The 19,750-nt window shown below is 68.9% G+C and carries 16 protein-coding genes; 2 read left to right on the forward strand and 14 right to left on the reverse strand.

Translation table 11 applies throughout. From position 1 onward, the window contains the following. Positions 1–396: 396 nt before the first annotated feature. From asnB to AC5WRT_RS22280, 3 genes are read right to left on the reverse strand one after another with little or no spacing between them, the layout of a single operon-like run. Positions 397–2,268 carry an asparagine synthase (glutamine-hydrolyzing) gene (gene asnB, locus AC5WRT_RS22270; protein ID WP_496095337.1) on the reverse strand — a complete coding sequence of 624 codons (1,872 nt, stop codon included), beginning with the start codon at positions 2,266–2,268 and terminating at the stop codon, positions 397–399. After that, positions 2,265–2,798: a PNPOx family protein gene (locus tag AC5WRT_RS22275; protein ID WP_496095338.1), complete on the reverse strand. Its 534-nt coding sequence runs from the start codon at positions 2,796–2,798 to the stop codon at positions 2,265–2,267. The genes asnB and AC5WRT_RS22275 overlap by 4 nt, the downstream gene beginning before the upstream one ends. After that, complete coding sequence (locus AC5WRT_RS22280; protein WP_496095339.1) at positions 2,795–3,346, reverse strand: anthrone oxygenase family protein; 552 nt, start codon at positions 3,344–3,346, stop codon at positions 2,795–2,797. The genes AC5WRT_RS22275 and AC5WRT_RS22280 overlap by 4 nt, the downstream gene beginning before the upstream one ends. A 114-nt stretch (positions 3,347–3,460) precedes the next feature. On the opposite strand from AC5WRT_RS22280, the gene AC5WRT_RS22285 reads away from it, so the two are divergent. Then, positions 3,461–5,059: an FAD-dependent monooxygenase gene (locus AC5WRT_RS22285; protein WP_496095340.1), complete on the forward strand. Its 1,599-nt coding sequence runs from the start codon at positions 3,461–3,463 to the stop codon at positions 5,057–5,059. Between the two features lie 78 nt (positions 5,060–5,137). On the opposite strand, the gene AC5WRT_RS22290 is transcribed toward AC5WRT_RS22285, so the two are convergent. The 4 genes from AC5WRT_RS22290 to AC5WRT_RS22305 all read right to left on the reverse strand — a co-directional run bounded on the left by AC5WRT_RS22290 (position 5,138) and on the right by AC5WRT_RS22305 (position 10,657). Beyond that, positions 5,138–6,745: an FAD-dependent monooxygenase gene (locus tag AC5WRT_RS22290; RefSeq protein WP_496095341.1), complete on the reverse strand. Its 1,608-nt coding sequence runs from the start codon at positions 6,743–6,745 to the stop codon at positions 5,138–5,140. 43 nt (positions 6,746–6,788) lie between these two features. Further along, positions 6,789–7,820, reverse strand: coding sequence for a methyltransferase (locus AC5WRT_RS22295; RefSeq protein ID WP_496095342.1), 1,032 nt, complete (start codon positions 7,818–7,820; stop codon positions 6,789–6,791). 208 nt (positions 7,821–8,028) lie between these two features. Then, positions 8,029–9,006 (reverse strand): quinone oxidoreductase family protein, encoded by a 978-nt coding sequence (locus tag AC5WRT_RS22300; RefSeq protein WP_496095343.1) that lies wholly within the window; start codon positions 9,004–9,006, stop codon positions 8,029–8,031. A gap of 157 nt (positions 9,007–9,163) precedes the next feature. Next, positions 9,164–10,657, reverse strand: a complete 1,494-nt coding sequence (locus AC5WRT_RS22305) for an FAD-dependent monooxygenase (RefSeq protein ID WP_496095344.1) — start codon at positions 10,655–10,657, stop codon at positions 9,164–9,166. Between the two features lie 91 nt (positions 10,658–10,748). Between AC5WRT_RS22305 and AC5WRT_RS22310 the strand changes: the two genes are divergently transcribed. Continuing rightward, positions 10,749–11,237: a MarR family winged helix-turn-helix transcriptional regulator gene (locus AC5WRT_RS22310; RefSeq protein WP_496095345.1), complete on the forward strand. Its 489-nt coding sequence runs from the start codon at positions 10,749–10,751 to the stop codon at positions 11,235–11,237. Between the two features lie 402 nt (positions 11,238–11,639). Here the strand turns inward: AC5WRT_RS22310 and AC5WRT_RS22315 are convergent, their stop codons facing one another. The 7 genes from AC5WRT_RS22315 to AC5WRT_RS22345 all read right to left on the reverse strand — a co-directional run bounded on the left by AC5WRT_RS22315 (position 11,640) and on the right by AC5WRT_RS22345 (position 19,463). Further along, on the reverse strand, positions 11,640–13,271 hold the full coding sequence (locus tag AC5WRT_RS22315) for an FAD-dependent monooxygenase (RefSeq protein ID WP_496100537.1): 1,632 nt from the start codon (positions 13,269–13,271) through the stop codon (positions 11,640–11,642). A 14-nt stretch (positions 13,272–13,285) separates the two neighbouring features. Beyond that, positions 13,286–14,245, reverse strand: coding sequence for a GNAT family N-acetyltransferase (locus AC5WRT_RS22320; RefSeq protein ID WP_496095347.1), 960 nt, complete (start codon positions 14,243–14,245; stop codon positions 13,286–13,288). Continuing rightward, the gene (locus AC5WRT_RS22325) at positions 14,245–15,018 is read right to left on the reverse strand and encodes an SDR family NAD(P)-dependent oxidoreductase (RefSeq protein ID WP_496095348.1); all 774 of its coding nucleotides are present in this window, start codon (positions 15,016–15,018) and stop codon (positions 14,245–14,247) included. The genes AC5WRT_RS22320 and AC5WRT_RS22325 overlap by 1 nt, the downstream gene beginning before the upstream one ends. Then, the gene (locus AC5WRT_RS22330) at positions 15,015–16,448 is read right to left on the reverse strand and encodes an FAD-binding oxidoreductase (protein WP_496100538.1); all 1,434 of its coding nucleotides are present in this window, start codon (positions 16,446–16,448) and stop codon (positions 15,015–15,017) included. Before AC5WRT_RS22330 ends, AC5WRT_RS22325 begins: the two co-directional genes overlap by 4 nt. Further along, a complete protein-coding gene (locus tag AC5WRT_RS22335) occupies positions 16,448–16,816 on the reverse strand; it encodes a hypothetical protein (RefSeq protein WP_496100539.1) in 369 nt (122 codons plus the stop codon). Before AC5WRT_RS22335 ends, AC5WRT_RS22330 begins: the two co-directional genes overlap by 1 nt. A gap of 261 nt (positions 16,817–17,077) precedes the next feature. Then, the gene (locus tag AC5WRT_RS22340) at positions 17,078–17,656 is read right to left on the reverse strand and encodes an O-methyltransferase (protein ID WP_496095351.1); all 579 of its coding nucleotides are present in this window, start codon (positions 17,654–17,656) and stop codon (positions 17,078–17,080) included. A gap of 259 nt (positions 17,657–17,915) precedes the next feature. Then, complete coding sequence (locus AC5WRT_RS22345) at positions 17,916–19,463, reverse strand: long-chain-fatty-acid--CoA ligase (protein ID WP_496095352.1); 1,548 nt, start codon at positions 19,461–19,463, stop codon at positions 17,916–17,918. Positions 19,464–19,750: the final 287 nt, after the last annotated feature.

The raw sequence follows: 19,750 nt of genomic DNA on the forward strand, positions 1-19,750 counted from the left end.
TCGTAACGAGCCTAATACCCCGATCTCTATCAATACACTCCCCCGTAGCCTTGTGAGCCATCGGCTGGTTCATTGTCGTGATCGGATCTCAGTCCCGGGTGACCCTAGCTGACCACACGTCTCGGTGTCATCAGTACACATGCCGCTGGCAACTTTTTTGCGCCAGCAGCAAGGCGGGCAAGTGATGTGCGGTTACGCCTGGGTCTTCGAAGTTGCTGGGGGTGCGGCGGTGACGGGTGGGCTCGCCGGTCACGCTGAAGACCCCCTATCCTTCGCAGTCTTCCTCTTGCTCCAGCGAACTAGATTCAGCAAGGAGAAACGCGCATTCCTGCACCCTCGGCGGAAATGGCGAGAAAGCGGCTTGCAGCCCTGCGACCAGTGAGGGCGAGTCGTGATTTACAGGCGCAATTCAATACCGTATTCTCCGAGCCAAGCATCAAGTTGGAGCACCATCTCCATGCTCGCCCGCTCTACCCACGCGAAGGCTCCACTCGGAGCGGTCTCCGCCGTCAGCACCGCCTCGGTGGCTTCGCGGTCGAGCAGCGGGGCGACGGGGGCCGCGTGGTCGCGTGCCAGCTGCACGAACCGGCTCCGGACGGACTCTCCGTAGGCCGCTTCCTGCGTGGACGGATAGGCGCTCTTGCGTCGCTCCAGCACCGGCTTCGGCAACAGGTCCGCGACCGCGGCGCGCAGGAGGCTCTTCTCCTGGCCGCGCACGCGCTTCATCGCCGCCGGGACGTTGTACACGTACTCAACGAGGGACCGGTCGCAGAAGGGCGGCCGCAGTTGCACGCTGTGCGCCATGCTCATCCGGTCGGCCCGGTCGAGATGGGTCGGCGCCCAGCGGGTGAGCGCGAGATAGGTGATCTCGCGGGCCCTGCGCTCCTCGGCGCTCTCGCCGTCCACGTGCGGCACTTCGGTGAGTGCGTCCCGGTAGTGCTGGTCCGCGTACTCCATGAAGTCCAGTTCCTTGCGCAGCGTCCGGTCCACGAGCGAACAGCCAAGTCCGCCGGCCGCCGCGTCGTGGCCCCGTTCGAAAGAGATCCAGGGGAACGTCCTGGAATTGCTGTGCTCCGGGTCGTAGGCCCAGAAGTAGCCGTTGAAGACCTCGTCGGCCGTCTCTCCCGAGAGGACTGCCGTCATTCCCTTGCCACGCAATGCCTCGAAGAAGAGCAACAGGGAGACGTCCATGTCTCCGAGAGGCGAAGGCGCGTCCTGGCTGCGCAGCGCGGCTAAGTGCGCCTGCGCGTCTGTGAGGGCCGCGGTGTCCAGAAGGATTTCGGTGTGCTCGGTGCCGATGTGCCGGGATGCCAGCTCTGCGAACGGAGCATCGGGGGTGGCCCGCATCGTCGGGTGTGGCTCGAAGTTCTCCGCGTAGCCGGTGAAGTTGACCGAAAAAGTGCGCAGCGGGCCTGCACCCGAGATCCTGAGCGACTCGGCGGCCAAGGCGCTCAGCGCGCTGGAGTCGATGCCGCCGGACAGCATCGCGCCTACCGGAACGTCCGCGCGTAGGTGCGAGGCCACAGCGTCGGACAGCAGCCTGCGTACCGTGGCGATCGTTGTCTCCAGGCTGTCGGTGTGCCGATGTGCGGGCAGACGCCAGTAGCGGCGGTGCCCCGTGCCGGAGTGACGGACGACAACCGTGTGTCCGGGGAGCACCTCGCGCACGCCCCGGTACACGGCTGTTCCGGGTTTGCGGCTGTGGGCGAACAGTTCACGCAGTCCGTCAGCGTCCACCACCGGCTTGACTGCGGGGTGAGCGAGCAGCGCCTTTGGTTCAGAGGCGAACAGCAGACCGGTCCGGGTGTGGCAATAGCACAGCGGTTTGACTCCGAGCCGGTCACGGGCCAGCAGCAGTTCCTGTCGGCGCTCGTCCCATACGGCGAGTGCGAACAGGCCCTCCAGGCGGCTCGGGAAGTCGGCGCCCCACTCGAGGTAGGCGTGCAGGGCCAGTTCCGCATCGCTGTGGCCGGCGAAGCGGTGGCTCTTGGCGGCCAGCCGGCGGCTCAGCTCATCTCCGTTGGTCAGCGCACCGTCGAAGACCAGTACGACCAGAGGGCCGCTGTCCGACGAGACCACGGCGGGTTGCTGCTCGTGGCGCACATCGAGCAGTGCAAGCCGACGATGGGCAAGGGCGGCGTGACCCTGAATCCACTCCCCTGCGCCATCGGGCCCTCGGTGGGCCAGGGCTCCCGCCATCGCGCGTACGGTCTCCGCCTCGGGGACAAGGTCGCGTTCGAAGTCGACCCAGCCAGCTATTCCGCTCATCGTGGAGTCCTCTCGTCTGCAACATAGGTCCCGGAAGGCACGACCGTGTCAGGCGACTGCTGGCGCATCTGGACCTCCACGAGGGACAACCCGCAGCGCTCGACGGCTTCTCGGAAGTCGTCGGGCCGTGGGGGCGTCTCGCCGTGCACGACGATCCCGAGACGCCGGGGCGCCTGCGCTCCGTACCGCTCGTAGAGCTCCAGGTAGCCCTGTGTGGTCAGTGCGGCATCGGTCAGCAAGATGAAACGGACCGGCAGACGCTCGCCACGCCAGGTCAGTTCGCCTTGGGCTCCGCCCGCGAAGTTGTGCCGCCATGCGCTGCCCGTCGCGACGACCAGCCTGCCGCCGAGGCGGTGCACCCCTGCCGGCACGGTGTACGGACGACTGCTGCGCCGACCGGTGAAGTGCAGCAGGGCAAGGCGTTCGGCCACGGGTCCCGCGTCGGGCCGGGACAGCAGCTCACGCATCCGGGCGTCGGCCTCGGCCCGCTCCTTGTCGTCGGGCAGTGCCCGTTCGATGACCGGGGTCACGACAGCACGACCCCTGCAGCGGTCAGTGCGCATCCGGCAACAGCGCAGCAAGTGCGCACCAAGTGCCAATCACGCCACTGGATCCGCGGGTCCTCCCACCCCGGCCCGAGGTCCTCGGGCCGGGTGCGCTTGACCCGTTTGTTGATCGGGACGTTGCGGGTCTGCGAGACAACGGCCACCCCGGCCATGCAGAAGGCCGCAGCCGCAAACAGCACCCATTTGGTGCCGGACGCCCGGATGGCGAAGGCCGTGTCGATCGCCGTGGAACCAGTGACGATGAACGGCATGATCCGGTCGTAGTGCCGTCCCAGCAGCTTGTGCGTGGCCACATACCGGTCTGGGGGCATGGCTATCAAGGCCGGCATCACGCTCACCGCAACCGCGAACAGCACCCCCGCAACCAGCCCGGTGCCGAGCAGCACCAATACAGTCAACGCCTCCACCACGGCCTTGCCCCTCCCGTCGTCTGCCCGGTCGCACCCCTCGGGCCTCTCGCCCGACCGCGGCTCGAACATGTCACTTCGGTCTCGGACACCGCTGAATTCCACCTGGTGTCTCCTTGCTGGCCGTCCCCACCGGCTGGCGGCTCCCCTCAGCCCGGCTCGAGGCACGCCGAGTTACCTCGACCGGTACGGTCCCGACTCATCCGGAAGGAGCCTTCAATGGCGGACGAGACAGTCGAGGTACTCGTCGCGGGCGGCAGCATGGTGGGGCTGGCCACGGCACTGTTCCTCGCCCAACAGGGTGTCCGGCCAGTGCTGGTGGAGCGGCATCCGCAGCTCTCGGCACATCCGCGTGCCCAGGCGGCGAGCCCGCGCACCATGGAACTCATGCGGGCTGTCGGTCTGGAGGAGGCCGTGCGCGCCAACGAGAACCCGCACGCGCAGTACGGGGACATCTTGCAGGTCGACTCGCTCGCAGGCAGGGAACTCGGGCGGTTCGACGGCCCGTTCCGCCACGATTCCGGTGAGGTGGCCGCCACCGGCTGGACTCTGATCGGGCAGGACCGGTTCGAACCGGTCCTGCGGGCACGCGCCGAGGAACTCGGGGCGGACCTAAGGTTCGCGACCGAGCTGGTCTCCTTCGCTCAGGACGGCTCCGGAGTCGACGCAGTTCTGCGGAATGTGACGGACCGTACGGAGCACTCCGTGCGCGCCCGTTATCTGGTCGCCGCGGACGGTTTCCGCGCCCCGATCCGCGAACGGCTGGGCATCGGCGCGCACGGTCCGGGCGTCTTCGGCCGGCAGATGAACGTCGTCTTCCACGCCGACCTCGACCCGTACGTCGCCGGGCGCACCTTCTTCCTCTGCTTCGTGAGCAATCCCCAGGTCAAGGGTGTGCTGGGCAAGCTCGGCGGCGACGGCTCCGACCGCTGGGTGCTGGCGCCCAGCCTGTTGCCCGGGGACAGCCACCAGGAGTACGACACGCAGGCCTGCGTGGATCTGGTACGCGCCGCGGTGGGAGTATCCGACCTGCCGGTGACGGTGGAATCGTCGACCAGCTGGGAGATCGGCGCCTGGGTGGCCGACCGGTTCCGTGCGGGTCGCGTGCTGCTGGCCGGCGACTGCGCCCATGTGATGCCTCCCACCGGCGGGTTCGGCGGCAACATGGGCGTGCAGGACGCGCACAATCTGGCCTGGAAGCTCGCCCTGGTGCTGCGCGGCCAGGCTGGTCCCCCGCTGCTGGACAGCTATGAGCAGGAACGGGCGCCGGTCGCCGAGTTCACCGTGGATCAGGGGGTGATCCGCTATCTGCAGCGCAGCGGGCTGGATCAGGAAGCCGCGGCCCGACATCGGCCTGAGGCCACCGTGCTGTTCGGCCACGTCTATCACTCGGACGCGGTGCTGGGTGAGGCCGGTACGGACGACGGCTCTCCTGTGGAGGATCCCACCCTCCCGTCCGGGCGTCCTGGGACGAGGGCGCCTCATCTGCTGCTGCGCGACGCGGGTCGGGACGTGCCGCTGCACGACCTGCTCGACGGAGGGTTCCTGCTGCTGGCGGGCCCGGCCGGCGCGGGATGGGAGCCTGCGGCCGTGCAGCTCAGCACCGCCACCGGGCTCGGCATCTCCTTCCGCCGGGTCGGCGCCGCGGAGCCGGCTGAGGTGGTGGAGCGGTTCGCCAAGGCCTACAGCGTGAGTGAGGCCGGGGCGGTCCTCATCCGGCCGGACGGGTTCATCGCCTGGCGGACGTCGGCGCTGCCGCCCTCCCCCGGCGCGGAACTCTCGGCCGTTCTCGACCGGATTCTGCACCGCGCCGGGTAGACAGACAGGGCCGCGCGTCCGAGGAAACTCCTCGGCGCGCGTCTCCGCAGAGGCGCGCGCCGAGGGACGGCCGGTGGATCAGCGTCGGCCGAGCACCTCGCGCAGCGCATCAGCGACGGCCTTGGCCGAGGCGGAGCCCGTACTGGTCGTCGCGCGCCAGCAGATGAACCCGTCCGGCCGGACGAGTACTGCTCCACCGTCGTGGAGGCCGTAACGCTGCCTGAACTGTCCTGCGGGGTCGGTGAATTCGGCGTCAGGGCCCACGCTGTGCACCGTCAGCTCGACGCCGAGCCGCTGTGCCGCGGTCACTGCCGCCTCCCTCCACGGCCTCGCCGCGGCGTCGGTGAGCAGTGTGAAGCCGCTGCCGAAGAGGTCGATCGTGGACACTTGGCCCTCCGGGCCGTCCAGGGCGACGTGTGGGGCGCGGCTCCCCGGTCGGCCGCTGGGGTGCTCGGGGTCCTCGATCACCGTGTCGGCAGTGCCCTCCTCGGGCACGAAGGCACCGGCCGTATAGCAGTAGCCGAAGGTCATGGTCGTCTCGTCCAGCAACCGGTCGGCGACGTCCTGGAACTGCTTGCCCTCGCGCACGGCGAAGCGCAGCATCGCCTGCTCGACGGTCGCTTCGGCCACGGGGCGCCGCTCGGAGTCGTAGCTCTCCAGCAGCCTCGGTTCGGCGGTGCCGGACAGGACAAGGCCGAGCTTCCAGGCGAGGTTGTACGCGTCCTGGATGCCCGTGCTCGCCCCGAAGGCCCCAGTGGGCGGCATCACATGGGCCGCATCACCGGCGATGAAGATCCGCCGGGTCGCGAAGCTGTCCGCGACGCGGGCGGAGATGTCCCAGGGCGGCATGTTCACAGTTTCGATCTTCAGCAGCAGGTCGGGGATGCCGACCGCCGCCCGGACCAGGTCGACACACCGCTCCTCGGTGAAGTCCTCCGCGCTCTGGCCCTTCTCGGGGAAGAAGGAGACGTTGATGACCCAGCGCCGGTCGTTGTCGATCGGAATGATGGTGCCGCGCACCTCGGGGTTGCTGACGTAGGCGGCGATGATCTTCCGGCCTCGCAGGGCCGCCTCCAGATCGGCCTCGAAGAAGAAGCTGACCAGGTTGGTAATGGTGCCCCTGCCGTGCGTGCCGATGGAGAGGTGCTCCCGCATCGGACTGCGGCTGCCGTCTGCGGCAATCACGTACGCGGCGCGTATCCGGGCCGTGTCGCCGGTGGACAGGTCGGTGGTGTGCACCAGGACACCGTCGGCATCCTCCTCGAGCGCGTCGACCCTGGTGTGGAAACGCACGTCGGCGCCGACCTCCACGGCGCGTTCACGCAGGATCGGCTCCAGCTGGTTCTGGTCGATGAGCGTCCACGTGGTGGGACTGATGCGTCCGATGTCCTCGATCGAGGCATTGGGCATGCGCACCCGTTCCTTGCCTGCCAGGGACTCGACATGGATCAGGTCGGTGTTGCCGGTGATCGGCGAACGGCCTGCCCGCACCCGGTCCTCCATGCCGACGGACCGGTAGAGCTCCATGGTGCGGGGGTTGATGGCCCGGGCCTTGGGGTGACTGGACGTGTACGGGTGCCGTTCCACGAGCGTCGCTCGCACACCGTGCCAGGCGAGGAAGACGGCGGCCGACAGGCCCGTCAGCCCGCCGCCGACGATGACGACGGGCGCGTTCTCCTGCTTCATGATGTCTCCTGGGAAGTTGACGGGATCGATCGCTGCGCCCCGGTCACTTGTGTGCCGTCACCAGGGTGTGCGTGCCGAGCATCGGCTCCGCGCTGGTGTCGGCGAATCCGGCCTCACACAGCCAGGTGCGGCAGTCCGCCACCCGGTACTCGGAACCGTCGGGGCTGACCAGCCTCATGTGCAGGCTGCTGAGCAGCCGCTCCGGGTCGCTGCGATCGTCGTCGATCATCCGGTCGTAGACGAGGACAGCGCCGCCGGGCCGTACAGCCTCGAAGACCCGGTGCAGCAGGGCGCGTCGGCGGTCGGTGTCGAAGCCGTGCAGGATGTGCCCGAGGACGACCACGTCAGCCTCAGGCAACGGGTCGGTGAAGAAGTCACCTCCGGTGAACCGGATCCGGTCGCCGAGGCCCAGTCGGCCGATGTGCTCAGTGAACAGCGGCCTGGTGCGCTCCAGGTCGAAACACATGGCTTCGAGGTGGGAGTGGGCCCGCACCAGGACAGCGGCGAGGTTGCCGCGAGCACCTCCCAGGTCCGTGAACGATCCGTAGCGCTTCCAGTCGACGCGGCGGGCCAGTTCGGCCCCCATCCGGTCACTGTAGGCGTCAAGCCCGGCGAGGAATCGCTTCATCTTGGCGGGGTCCTGGTGCTTGTCCCCCACGAACCCGCCCTTGTCCGGGTCGAGGTGCTGCGGCTCACCGGTGCGCAGCGCCTCGGTGAGCCGGCCCCACGTCCCGTACAGCGTCTCGTTGGTGAGTTCGACGAACCCTCCGAGGTACGATGCCGAGCCGGGCACCAGATAGGTCTGCGCCACGGGGGAGTTGCGGTAGCCGTCGCCCGTGCGCTCCAGCAGGCCGAGGCCGGCCAGAACGTCCAGGAAGTCGGCGGCCATGCGGTCGTGAAGACCGGTGCGTTCGGCCGTGCGGGCCAGGTCGGCGGGGCCGTCGGCCAGCGCTTCGAACACACCGAGTGCAAGGGCACTGTGCAGCACCCTGGCGGCGCAGTCCGCGATGGTCAGCTTGATCAACGGGCCGGGATCGACCGCTGCCTGTGTTGTCGGATTGTCGGTCGTGGTCACACGCGCCTCCAGCGCAGCTTCTCGATATCCGCATGGGTGCTGTGCGCACACCATGTCTGGGAGGCGTCGAGGCAGGCTGAAGAAGCTCTGAAGCTGCGCGACCGGTCATGTTGCCGCGAATGCGTGAGCTGTGCGGGAACGCATCCGGGCATGACGAAGCGGCCGACCGCCTCGGGGGACTTCGACGGCCGGCCGCAGCTCGGGTGGGTCAGGGAACGAGGACGATCTTTCCGAAGTGCGCCCTGGCCTCCATGATTTCGTGTGCCTTGACGGCATCCGTGAGGGCGAGCCGCTCGCGGACGACCGGTCGGACCTTGCCACTGCTGATCATGTCGAACAGGTCGCGCTGCCCTGCCGCGATGGCCTCCGGCCGGTTGTACAGCATGGCGTAAAGGGCGAAGCCGGCCACGGTCTTCATCCGGCTGAGGGCCAGCGGGTGGATCGGCTGGATGTTGCCGCTGGCCGAGCCATAGAAGACCAATCGGCCGAACTGAGCGGTGAGCTGGAGACTCTTCGTCAGGATGTCGCCGCCCACGGTCTCCAGGACGACGTCGGCACCCCGGCCGTCGGTGGCGGCCTTGACCTGCTCGTCCCAGTCCTCGTCCGTGTAGTTGACGGTGACGTCGGCACCCAGCTCACGCACGAAGTCCAGCTTGGCCTTTGTGCTGGCGGTGGCGATGACCCTGCCGGCGCCCATGGCCTTGGCGATCTGTACCGCGAGGTGACCGACACCGCCGGACGCGGCGTCGATCAGGATCGTCTCACCGGGCTTGAGCTGGCCCGACTCTTTGATGGCGTGGTAGGCGGTCTGGGCGGGGCTGGGCAGCAGAGTGGCCTCGGCCGCGTCGATGGTCTCAGGCAGGACGATGAGCCAGGCGCTGTCCGCCACGACGTAGTCGGCGTAAGCGCTGTGGTCCACGTCGGCGACCACGCGGTCCCCGACCCTGACATTGGTCACGCCCTCGCCGACCGCCTCGACGGTGCCGGCGACGTCACCGCCCGGAGCTCCCGGCAGGTCGGCGTGGCCGCCGATCGGGATGCCCTGACGGCGCTGGACCTCAGCGAAGGTCACTCCGATGGCCTCAGCGCGGATCAGCACCTCGCCCGGACCGGGCTGCGGCTTCTCCACCTCTTCGACACGCAGCACTGTCGGAGCTCCGTGCTCGTAGTGGCGGACGATACGCATGGTTTCTCCCAACTAAGGAGGTCTTTCGAGCCCAGGTCACAGCCTGCGGCTCCGCCCGGCAGCGGGTTTCATTTACGTGCACTACTGCACTTGCTTGCAAGCATACACATGCCTGCAAGTGCGGGACCACTTTCGGCCCGGCCTCCCGGCCTGCTGCTCAGACCGCCCCGAACCATGTCGTGAGGGCGGTCCGCAGGCCCTCCCGGAGTTCATTACCGGAGTCGTCGCGATCCGCAGCCCACGCTATATAGCCGTCGGGCCGCACCAGGAGGCCCGCAAGATCCGGCTCTTCGTCGCATTCGGCCCGCACGGCGCTCACCCGGTCCGCTGCCCCCCACTCGCGCAAGACCTCCTCGACTTCAGCGCGCCCGCCGAGGTCGAGCAGCACCCCTCTGCCCCGGTGCATCAGTTCCGGCAGGGTGCACTTGCCGTCGTCCGTCCGCAGTTGCAGGTCGCGGGCGAAGTCACCGAGGAGACGATGCCCGGGGCCGTCGAGCGGGTACCTGACCGTGACACCGCTCAGCATCTCGGCAAGGTGGCGGTTGACCTGCTCCTTGCGCATCAGATCCGTGAAGAGGCCGCGCAGTTCGCTGACGTAGGGATCGGGGTTCATCAGCGCGATCTGGGCGCGGGTGTTGTCCAGGACCCGGCGAGCCGGCGGCTGACGCTCCCGGTCGTAGCTGTCGAGCAGCCCCTCCGGCGCCCAGCCGTGGACGGCGGCGGCGAGCTTCCAGCCGAGGTTGAAGGCGTCCTGGAGGCCGAGGTTGACCCCCTGCCCGCCGACCGGGAAGTGGGTGTGTGCGGCGTCGCCGGCGAGCAGGATCCGCCCCTCGCGGTACCGTTCCGCCTGGCAGGCCGAGTCGGTGAACCAGGACATCCAGCGTGGGGAGTGCGCCCCCAGGTCGTCGCCCCAGATCTCGCGCAGGCTGGCAGTCAACTCCTCCAGGCCGAGGTCCTCGCCAGGGGCCTTGCCCCGCTCGAAGTCGAAGGTGGCGACGCGATGGTATGTGTCGTCCAGAGGCACACAGAACAGCAGTCCCCGCTCGGTGCGCTCCATTCCCATCGGGGCGTTCTGCCGATCGGCCAGCATGACGTCCCCAAGACGGGCGGTCACCCGTCCCCCTGTGCCCGGAAATCCGATGCCGGCGGCCCTGCGGACCAGGCTGCGGCTGCCGTCGCAGCCCACGGCGTACCGGGCGCGCAGCGTGTAGTCGCCGCTGGGTGCGGTGATGTCGGCCTCGACGCCGTCCTCGTCCTGGCGCACCGCCGTGACCTCGTGCCCGCGCCGTATCTCGGCTCCCCTGTCCCGGGCGTGCTCCTCGAGGAGTCGCTCCGTCCGTGTCTGCTCGGACAGCAGGGCATAGCCGTGCCTACTGTCGAGCGTGGAGAAGTCGACCCACTCGTCCAGCCCGGCGAAGTGCCCGTTGTTCCAGGAGCGGGCGCCGTCACAGAACCGGTCGAGGAGGCCTCGCCGCTCCAGTGACTCCAGCGAGCGGGCGTGCAGCCCGAACGCCTTGGAGTGCGGGGAGCGTTCTGGCAGCCGTTCGAGCACGACGGGACGGGTACCGGCGAGACGCAGTTCGGCGGCGAGAAGCACGCCCACCGGGCCACCACCGACGACGAGCACGTCGAAGTCTTGGTCGGGTGTCATGGTCAACCTTTCAAATCATGTGCGCCAGAACACGCAATTGCATATCACCATGCATGTGCAGGCTATCCAAGGGCTGGCCTAAGCTGTCCCCATGGACGAATCGCCCCCGAGGCCGGCTTCTGCAGCTGAGCTGCTCGATGCCGTCGGCCCGGCCTTCTCCCGGCTGCGGCGTGCCGCTGCCCTCAACGCCCAGAAGCCGCTGTCCCGCAAGGACCTCACCCGCACCCTGGTCCTCGGCCTGGTCGAGGAGGGACCGGGTGCCGACGGACAGGAGGTCACCGTGGGCGTGATCGGTGAGCGGCTGGCCGTGGATCCCTCGGTGGCCAGTCGCATGGTCTCCGACTGCATCTCCGCGGGTTATCTGGTCCGTGCGGCCTCGCAGCTCGACGGTCGCCGCACGATCCTGCAGCTCACCGGCGGAGGCAAGGAGATGCTTGCCGGCTTCCGCCGTCATCAGCGGTCGGCGTACGAGCACATCACCCGCGACTGGCCGGAAGAGGAGCGGCTGGAGTTCGCCCGCCTGCTGATCAAGTACGTGGAGACCCTCGCGGAACTGCCGCACGGCACGGGTCTCGACTAGGGCGTGTTTCGAAAGTCCCGTCTGGTCCGCGACGCCTGGCACGGCACCTCGCCGCGTTGTCGGGACCGTCCACGTACGCCCGGTACGAGGACGACCCTCCGCCTTGCGATGCACCGCACCAGACGCCGCGGACCCCGCCCTCCGGGCGGACGACGCCACTTTCGAAACACGCCCTAGTGCCGCGGCAGGCAACGTTTGCCCGTCAAGGAGCGGCGTCCGGTGCGTGCTCTCGGCGTGCCGGGTGCAAGCCCTCGTACCGGATGTACTCGGGTTTGTGCCCGGTGCGGCGAGTGGGGGCACTCCCACGCCCTTGAGGCAGTGGGGAAGCGTGCCGGGCGTCGCGACGGGGCGAACGTTGCCTGTTGCGGCACTAGACGGCCGCACGCGCGGGTGCCCCATGCGTCAGGTCAGTGCGAGGATGCCACGCAGCGCCTCCGTCAATGTGTCGGCCTCGTCGCAGTCGGGCTGGGCACCGGCCGACCGCCAGGCCACGTACCCGTCCGGCCGGACCAGCACCGCACCGTCGGGCCCCACTCCGTACCGATCCGCCCAGCGCCCCGCGGGATCGCAGAGCCTCCCCTTGTCTCCGCCGCTGTCCGGCACCACGCACCAGGCGGTCACGTCGGCGTCCAGCCGTTGTGCTGCGGCCGTCGCGCCGACGGCCCAGGACGCGCCCCGTTCTCCAGCCAGCAGCACGAAGCCTTCCCCGAACAGGTCGAGTGTGGACATGGGCCCGCCCGGCCGGTCGAAGACCACATACGGCGCCCGGGTGCCGGGAACCCCCCGCAGGGTGCGGGGATCGCAGGGCCGCGGCCGCTGACCGTCTCCTTGCTCGGGGACGATTGCGTCGGAGCGGTAGGTCTGTCCCATCGTCACCGTGAGCTCGTCGGCCAGCTCGGCGCGCTGCTCGGGCGTGGCAGTGCCGGAACGTACGGCGAGCTGCAGCGATGCCTGCCGTGCCGTGTACTCGGCGACAGGCCTGCGCTCCGCATCGTAGGTGTCGAGCAGCCCGGCGCCCGCCGAGCCGTTGATCACCAGCGCGAGTTTCCAAGCCAGGTTGTGCGCGTCGGCGATGCCGGTGTTGGCGCCGTACCCGCCGGTCGGCGGTATGACATGCGCCGCGTCGCCCGATAGCAGCACCCTGCCGTGCACGAACCCCTCGGCAACCTGTTCAGCCATGTCCCAGGGGAAACGCGAGCGGATGGTCACCTCGGCATCCGGCGCGCCGATGGCCGCGCGCACCAGCTCGGCACAGCGCTCGTCGGTGAAGTCACCGAGGCTTTCCTCGTTCTCCGAGCTCTCCGCATCCCGCCCGACGATCAGGGTCCCTCCAGTCAGGGTGTCATCATGCACCAGAATGCCGGTGACCTGCGGGTTCTTCACGTGGACGACGCTGTAGCGACGGTCCCCGAGCACCCTGCTCAGATCCGCACGGAAAGCGATGCTGACGTGCCGGGACAGCACGCCGCGGCCGTGCCGGGGCACCTTGAGGGCCTCTCGTACCGTGCTGCGCGGCCCGTCGCAGGCCACCAGATAGCCGCTGCGCACGGCGCGGGTTGTACCGTCCGTGCTGCCGAGCACCGCGGTGACGCCCTCGGGGTCCTCCTCAAAGGAGAGAAGTTCGGTGCCGAACAGAAGATTGGCGCCGAGTTCCTCGGCGCGGGCGCGCAACAGCGGTTCGAGTCGATCCTGCGGGAGCAGCAGCAGACGCGACGGGGTGAGATCGCCGAGGTCGTCCTCGCCCGCCAACTCCTCGCGGTTGAAGAACACTTCACCGGTCAGGGACTCGACCCCGGCACGTGTCCGGTGGTTCTGGAATCCCGACGCGGCCCGCGCGGCCGCGTCCTCAACGCCGACCTGGCGCAGCAGTTCACAGGTACGGGGGTAGTAGCCGACGGCTCGGGGGTGGACGGACGTGCCCGGGTGGCGTTCGACCAGGGTGCTCGCGATGCCGTGGTGGGCGAGGAACACGGCGGTGGACAATCCGACCAGGCTGCCGCCTACGATCAGTACGGGGGTATCGATGGAACTCATCGCGGTGGTCCCTTTCAGGCTTTGAGCGCGTAGGTCGCCCAGTGGGAGTCGGCCGTGAATCCGAGTTTCCTGTTGAGCGCGACGACGGCGGTGTTGGTGGTGTCGTTGAACGCTTGGACGATGGTCAGATGCGCGTTGTCCCGGGCGGCTGTGAGCAGGAGGTCGGCCTTGAGCCAGGTGGCCAGCGAACGCCGGCGCAAGTCCGGCGCCACGAACGTCTCGCCTGCGTCGGCCATCGGGCTGGCGCGCACGTAGAGGGTGCTGTACGCGACGACATCGCCGTCGTCCCGGACCGCCGCCGTGGTGTACTGCCTGTGCCCCGCCCTGACCGCTTCGGCTTCCTTGGCGCGTACATCGCCGGCGGCGGGATTGCGGACCTGGGCCTGTCCGTTCACCCGTGCCTCCAGCGCGCCCCAGGCTCGGGCGTAGGAGTCGACCAGGTCGTCAGGGCACGAGCCGACCCATCGGCGCAGTCGGTGCCCGGGGACCGGCCGGGCGGCCGCGGCTTCGAGAGCGGCTCGTGCCGATCCGTGAAGCATCAGTCGGTTGCGCATGGTCACCGCTGTGCACCGCGCTCCCAGGGTGGATGCGAAGCCGTCGGCCGCTTGCCCATGGGGGGCATCCACCAGCAGCAGGCCGCGTCCGCGCTCGCGCAGTCCGGCCAGCGCGGCGGTGGCCAGTGCGCGGCCGAAGCCCCGGCGCCGGAAGCGGGGGAACACCCACAGGGAACCGTGACCAGGACCTTGAGAATCAGCAAGGTCGAGACCGAGTTTGACCACTCCGGCCGGCTCTTCCCCGTCGAAGGCCGCCAGCACGATGCGGTCAGCACCATGCCGGCGCTGAAGCAGCCGGGCAAGCAGTTCCTCGGTCACCGGAGGATCGGCGGGCAGCTCACGCCGCATGGTCTCCCGGAACCCGGGAAGCAGGGCGGCGATCGTGGCCGGGTCGTCTCCGTCCAGGGCGCGTACGTCCATCAGGCGCCCCCGGTGACACGCAGGGTCTCCCCGTTGGTGTTGCCGTTCGCGGCGGAGCCGAGGAAGAGCACCGCGTTCGCCACGTCCTCCGGCAGGGACATGCGCCCCGACGGCAGGCTCCTGCCCTTCTCCTCCGGGAAGGACGCGGGCACGTTGACTCGTACGGTCTCGGTGAGGGTCTGGCCGGGAACGACCATATTCACCAGGATGCCTTCGGGGCCCAACTCCCAGGCGAGGCTGCGGGTCAGCCCGTACAGCGCCGACTTGCCCGCCCCGTACGCCCCGGCACCGGGCTTGCCCGTGTCCGCGAGCCCGGCGCCGATCATCACGATGCGGCCCCAGGGGCGCCCGCGCATGAGGGGCAACACGGCCTGGACGGTGTGGAACACGGCGTCCACCGAGGTGCGCAGTACCTCCTGCCACTGCTTGGGCGGAACGTCCTCGAAGAGCGGGACCGGTTTGCCGGGCCGGGGAATCGCCTCGCTCCACACGACGGCGTTGGCAACGAGGACGTCGATGTGGCCCCACTCCTCGGCGACCCGAGAGACGGCGTCCCGGATGGACTGTTCGTCAGCCAGGTCGTAGCGGACGACCAGCGGGGTGCCGCCCGCCTCACTCACCAACCGGGCCGTCTCCCGGGCACGGTCCTCACCGGTATGGTAGGTGATCGCAACGTGCGCTCCCTCGGCGCCGTACGCGACGGCAGTGGCGCGTCCTATGCCCGAGGAAGCACCGGTGACCAGCACCGCCTTGTCGAGCAGATCGGTTTTCATGAGGCCGCCTCCGTGGTCGGGGGCCGGCTGCTGATGCTCTGCCCGTGCCGGAAGAAGTCTTCCGGGTCGTAGACGTTCTTCACCTGTGACAGCCGGTCATGGTTCGCGCCGTAGTAGTCCGCCTCCCAGCCCGGCGTCACCCGTGAGCTGGGGAAGTTGATGTAGGAGCCGCAGGCGAGCGGGGCGAGCGCGGCGGCGCAGCGGTCCGCCCAGGCCGTGAGCTCTGCGGCGGTGTCCGGGGACGGCTCGGTTTCCCGGCACGCGATCTGGTAGCCCGTCAGGAATTGGGCGGAGCGGTGCGCATAGGCCGTCTCGGCGGGATCGACCCGGTTCGCGGCACCGCCGACGGCGATGCAGAGCAGGTAGCGCTCCTGGTCGAGTTCCGGGTTCCAGGCGTCGAGCAGCGACGTGGCCTCGGGCCTGGTGACGGCCCGTGAGGTGAGCCGGTAACTCTGCCGGGTCCAGGGATGCCGGTGCCCCTCCGCCTCCGGGCCGGTTCCGGTGCGGTGGCACTGTGCGACGGTCTTGGAGCCGCACATCGCCTCATGGAGCACGTCGGCGTACGCCCTGCGGGTGCCCACGGTCCGGCTCGTCGGCTTGGTGCCTGCCCGCTCCGAGAGTTCGTCGAGCGCCTGGCCGAGGACCTCGGCCGGTCCCAAGTGAACTCCCCAGATTCTGACCACGGGTTGTCCGGCCGGTCCGAACATGCCTGGCAGGACGACCAGCGATGAGCCGAGTTCGTCGGCGCTCTCAGCGCACCAGTCCTGCCAGGCCGCCAGGACCTGGGCGGCCTCCTCGTAGACCCATAGCGTTTCGAATCCGACCAGCAGGGGCGCGTCGATCGGCCGCACCTGGAACTCCGTGACGATCCCGAAGGTGCCGCCGCCTCCGCCGCGCAGCGCCCAGAAGAGATCCGGGTGCTCGTCGGCGGAGCACCGCACGATTCGGCCGTCGGCCAGTACGACCTGTGCGGAGACCATGCGGTCGCTGGCGATCCCGAACTTCCTGGTCTGCCAGCCGATGCCGCCGCCGGTCAGGAAGCCGGCGGCGCCGACCGTGGGGAACGTTCCGGTGACGATCTGTCGCTTCTGCCGTTTCAGTGCGTCCAGCGCGTCGAGTGACTGCGTACCGGCTCCCAGCCGCACCACCGGACCATCTGCAGCGACCCGGTTGATCCGAGAAACGTCGATCACCAGACCCGTGCCGGTGGACCAGCCGTTGAAGCTGTGTCCGCCGCTGCGCACATGGACGCGCAGGCCGTTCTCCTGGGCGTACAGGACGCAGTCACGGACGTCCTGGGGCGTCTCGCAGTACGCGACGGCCTGCGGCTTGACTGTGTCGTACTCTGTGTTCTGCACCTGCAGCGCAAGCCGATAGCCGGGGTCCATCGGGAGGATCAGTTCGCCGCAGACGCGCTCCCGCAGCAGCATCACTCGGCGACCCCGAACTTGTCAGCCGTGACCTTCGAGCCGGAGTGGCCACGCAGCTTGGTGTCCTGCGGGTCGTAGAAGTCCGCTCCCCCGGTTCCGTGCCACCGGGTGGCGGACAGGAACTCTCCCTCCACCCGGATGCGGGCCTGCCCCACGTAGGTACCCTCGTCGTTCACGGCGAGGATGCGGAAGCCGTACTCGAAGGTGTCGGATCCGGTGGACCGCCAGGTGCCGAGGCCGATGTTCCTCGTGTTCGCCTGGACGGAGACGACTCCTCCGTCGGCGGAGAAGGTGACGAGCCCCGGGACTGCCTTGCCGTCATCGTCGAGTTGGGTGGTCCAGGTACCTATGAGCCGAGCATCGCTCATGACAACTCTCCTCAGATTCCCCAGAAAGCAGGTTGCGGGAGCCACAGTGCTGGGCCGGTCTGAGAAAGCGCTGGAGCGAGCCTGTAGGAGCCGCGGTCCGCCGAGCCGTCGTCGGGCCGCTCCGCTGCCTCGGGCGCAAGGCAGTCGAGCATCGCGCCGTAAATCATGTCGAGTTCGACGACCCGCGGCCGGTTTCCGGGCGCGGTCGTCCACCTGTCGGACGTCATCCGAACGCACTCCGCCTCTCGGTCAGTGCCCTGGTCAGTCCGCGCGGACGGCGAGCTCCAGCCCGCCGTCGAGCCTCAGCGACAGCGAGATGTAGCCGCTGTCGGGGGAACGGAGGTAAGCCAGCAAGTCGGCAGTCCCTCCCGCCTCGTGTGCACTGCTCCGCGCCACGATCATCGCGCCCGGCAGCAGGCGGGGCTCGAACAGTTTGAGGGCGGGCAGGGCTTGGGCCGGGTCGCCTCCCAACACGAGCAGGTCGACAGCTCCGCCGACGGCGGACAGCACATCCTGTGCCGCCCCCGGCACGACCCGGGCATGCGCCGTCAGCCCCGCGCGTTCCAGCGTGGCGCGGGCCTGTTCGGCCGCCTCTCGGTCCGGTTCGCAACCGACCACCCTGCCACGGCCGTTGGCGCGCAGGCTTTGGGCGATGCGGAGGGTGAGGACTCCTCCGGCGGATCCGCACTCGGCCACATTCGTGGCCCCGGTGGCCAGGACGAGTTGTGACAGCAGAGTGCTCGCACCGTCGAACGGGCCACCGGTCCACAGAAGCGGCGGATTCCCGATCGTACGGACGGCGGAGTCATGGGCGGCTGGTCCGGGCGTGGTAGGCGGCATCACGACGCTCTCCGTCTCTGAGTGCATTCGGTGACTGGCGGTTCCCGCATCGAGGTTCCCAGGCGCCCGCGCCCGACGAGCCGTCGTGGATGCTTGCACCAGCGGGTGTCAAGGCTGCTTCTAGATGTGAGCAGGGCGATGGGGGCACCGCGCTCGATGGCGCATCCGGGTGTCGGGGAGTGGTGACCGTCGGGAAGTGCTGCAGATTGGCGTGCCAGATGGCCGCGCGGTTGCGGTGCGATACGCCAGACATCTGGTGTCAGGCAGCCCTGGAGCCGCCGAAACGGTCGGCCAATTCGCGCTTGAGGACCTTGCCGCTCGGGCCCAGGGGGAAGGCGTCGACGAACTCCACACGGCGCGGGTACTTGTGTGCGCCCAGGCGCCTCTTGCTCCAGGTCACGATGTCCCGGGCGAGCGAGGTGTCCGTCGGGGCGCCCGGCCGGGCCACCACCACGGCACACACTTCCTCGCCGTGCACCTCGTCCGGAACACCGATGACCGCGACCTGCGCGACGGCAGGGTGGCGCGTCAGCACCTCTTCCACCTCGCGCGGATATACGTTGTGGCCGCCGCGCAGCACCATGTCTTTCTTGCGGTCGACCAGGACCAGATAGCCGTCGGCGTCCTTCCTGCCGAGGTCGCCCGAACGGAACCAACCGTCCACCATCACCTCGGCGGTGGCCTCGGGCCGGTTGAGGTAACCCGCCATCACGTTGTGGCCGCGGATGACGATCTCGCCCAGCTCCCCGTCGGGGAGCAGTTCGATCTTGCCTTCCACGTCGGCCCGGGCGATCCCGACCTCGACGCCCCAGATCGGTCGGCCGACCGTGCCCGGTCGGCACGGCCACGGCTTCTGGTTGTAGGCGACCACGGGCGACATCTCGGTCAGCCCGTACCCCTCGTAGACCGGGCAGCCGAACGTATCCTGGACCTCCTCCAGCAGCGCGACCGGGAGGGCCGCGCCCCCGGAGAACGCTCGGTCCAGATGAAGCCGGTGGGAGCTGTGCCGGGCAGCATCGAGCAACGCCACGTACATGGTCGGCACGCCCATGAAAACGGTGCACTTCTCGCGCACCATGAGGTCGAGGGCCCGGGGCCCGTCGAACCTCGGCATGAGCACCAGAGTCGCGCCGGCACGGAAGCATGTGTTCATGCCGCAGATCTGACCGAAGGTGTGGAACAGCGGCAGGGCACCGAGCAGGATGTCGTCGGCGCTGAAGTCGAAGGGCGACAACATCGTTGTATCCACGTTCATGGTGATGTTGAGGTGCGTGAGCATCGCCCCTTTTGGCCGTCCGGTTGTACCGGAGGTGTAGAGGACCACCGCCACGTCGCCTGGTTCGCACGGCACGGGGCGGTCGACCGGAGTGGCATGCGCGGCGAGAGCGTCGAGGCGCGGTGCTGCGGTCTCGCCCTCCTCCATCACCGTCAGCAGTGGGACACCTGCCAATCGTGCGGCCACGCCGCCCTCGGGCATGAGCGGCGTCGCGCACACCAGCGTCTTCGACGCCGAGTCCCGCAATACGTAGGCGATCTCGTCGGCCCGCAGCAGCGCGTGCACGGGAACCACCGTCGCTCCGAGCGCGAGTGCCCCGAAGTACGCCATCGGGAAGTGCGGCGTGTTGGGCAGGAGCAACGCGATCCGGTCGCCGGGGCCGATCCCGTGCTCGCGCAGGACCGCCGCATACCGCCCGGCCCCCTCCCACAGGTCGTGGTACGTGATGCGCGTGGCGCCGAATACGACCGCAGGATGATCCGGGCGGCGCAGTGCGGACTCGGCGAGGATGGCGGCTACCGAGAGAGACACGATGACCTCCGCGTTTTCGGGCTGTTGTCGGGCTGTTCATCGACCGGGACTCATGAGCATGGCACAGGTGTCCACATTCCGTTGAGCGGGATATTCCACTGCCCGTCAATTATCGGGTAACGGACGGGAACGAGGCCGATGGACGTGCGCTTACTCCGGTGGACGCACGCCGGAATATCTCTCTGTACAGAAGCCGTGGCACCGCCCTAGCGTGCTTCTGGTCCGGGTTTTCCGCGAGACCCGGCGCGGCTCGTTCCGTTCATCCAATCAGCTTCAGCAGAAAGCGA

Source organism: Streptomyces sp. NTD91, assembly GCF_059510455.1.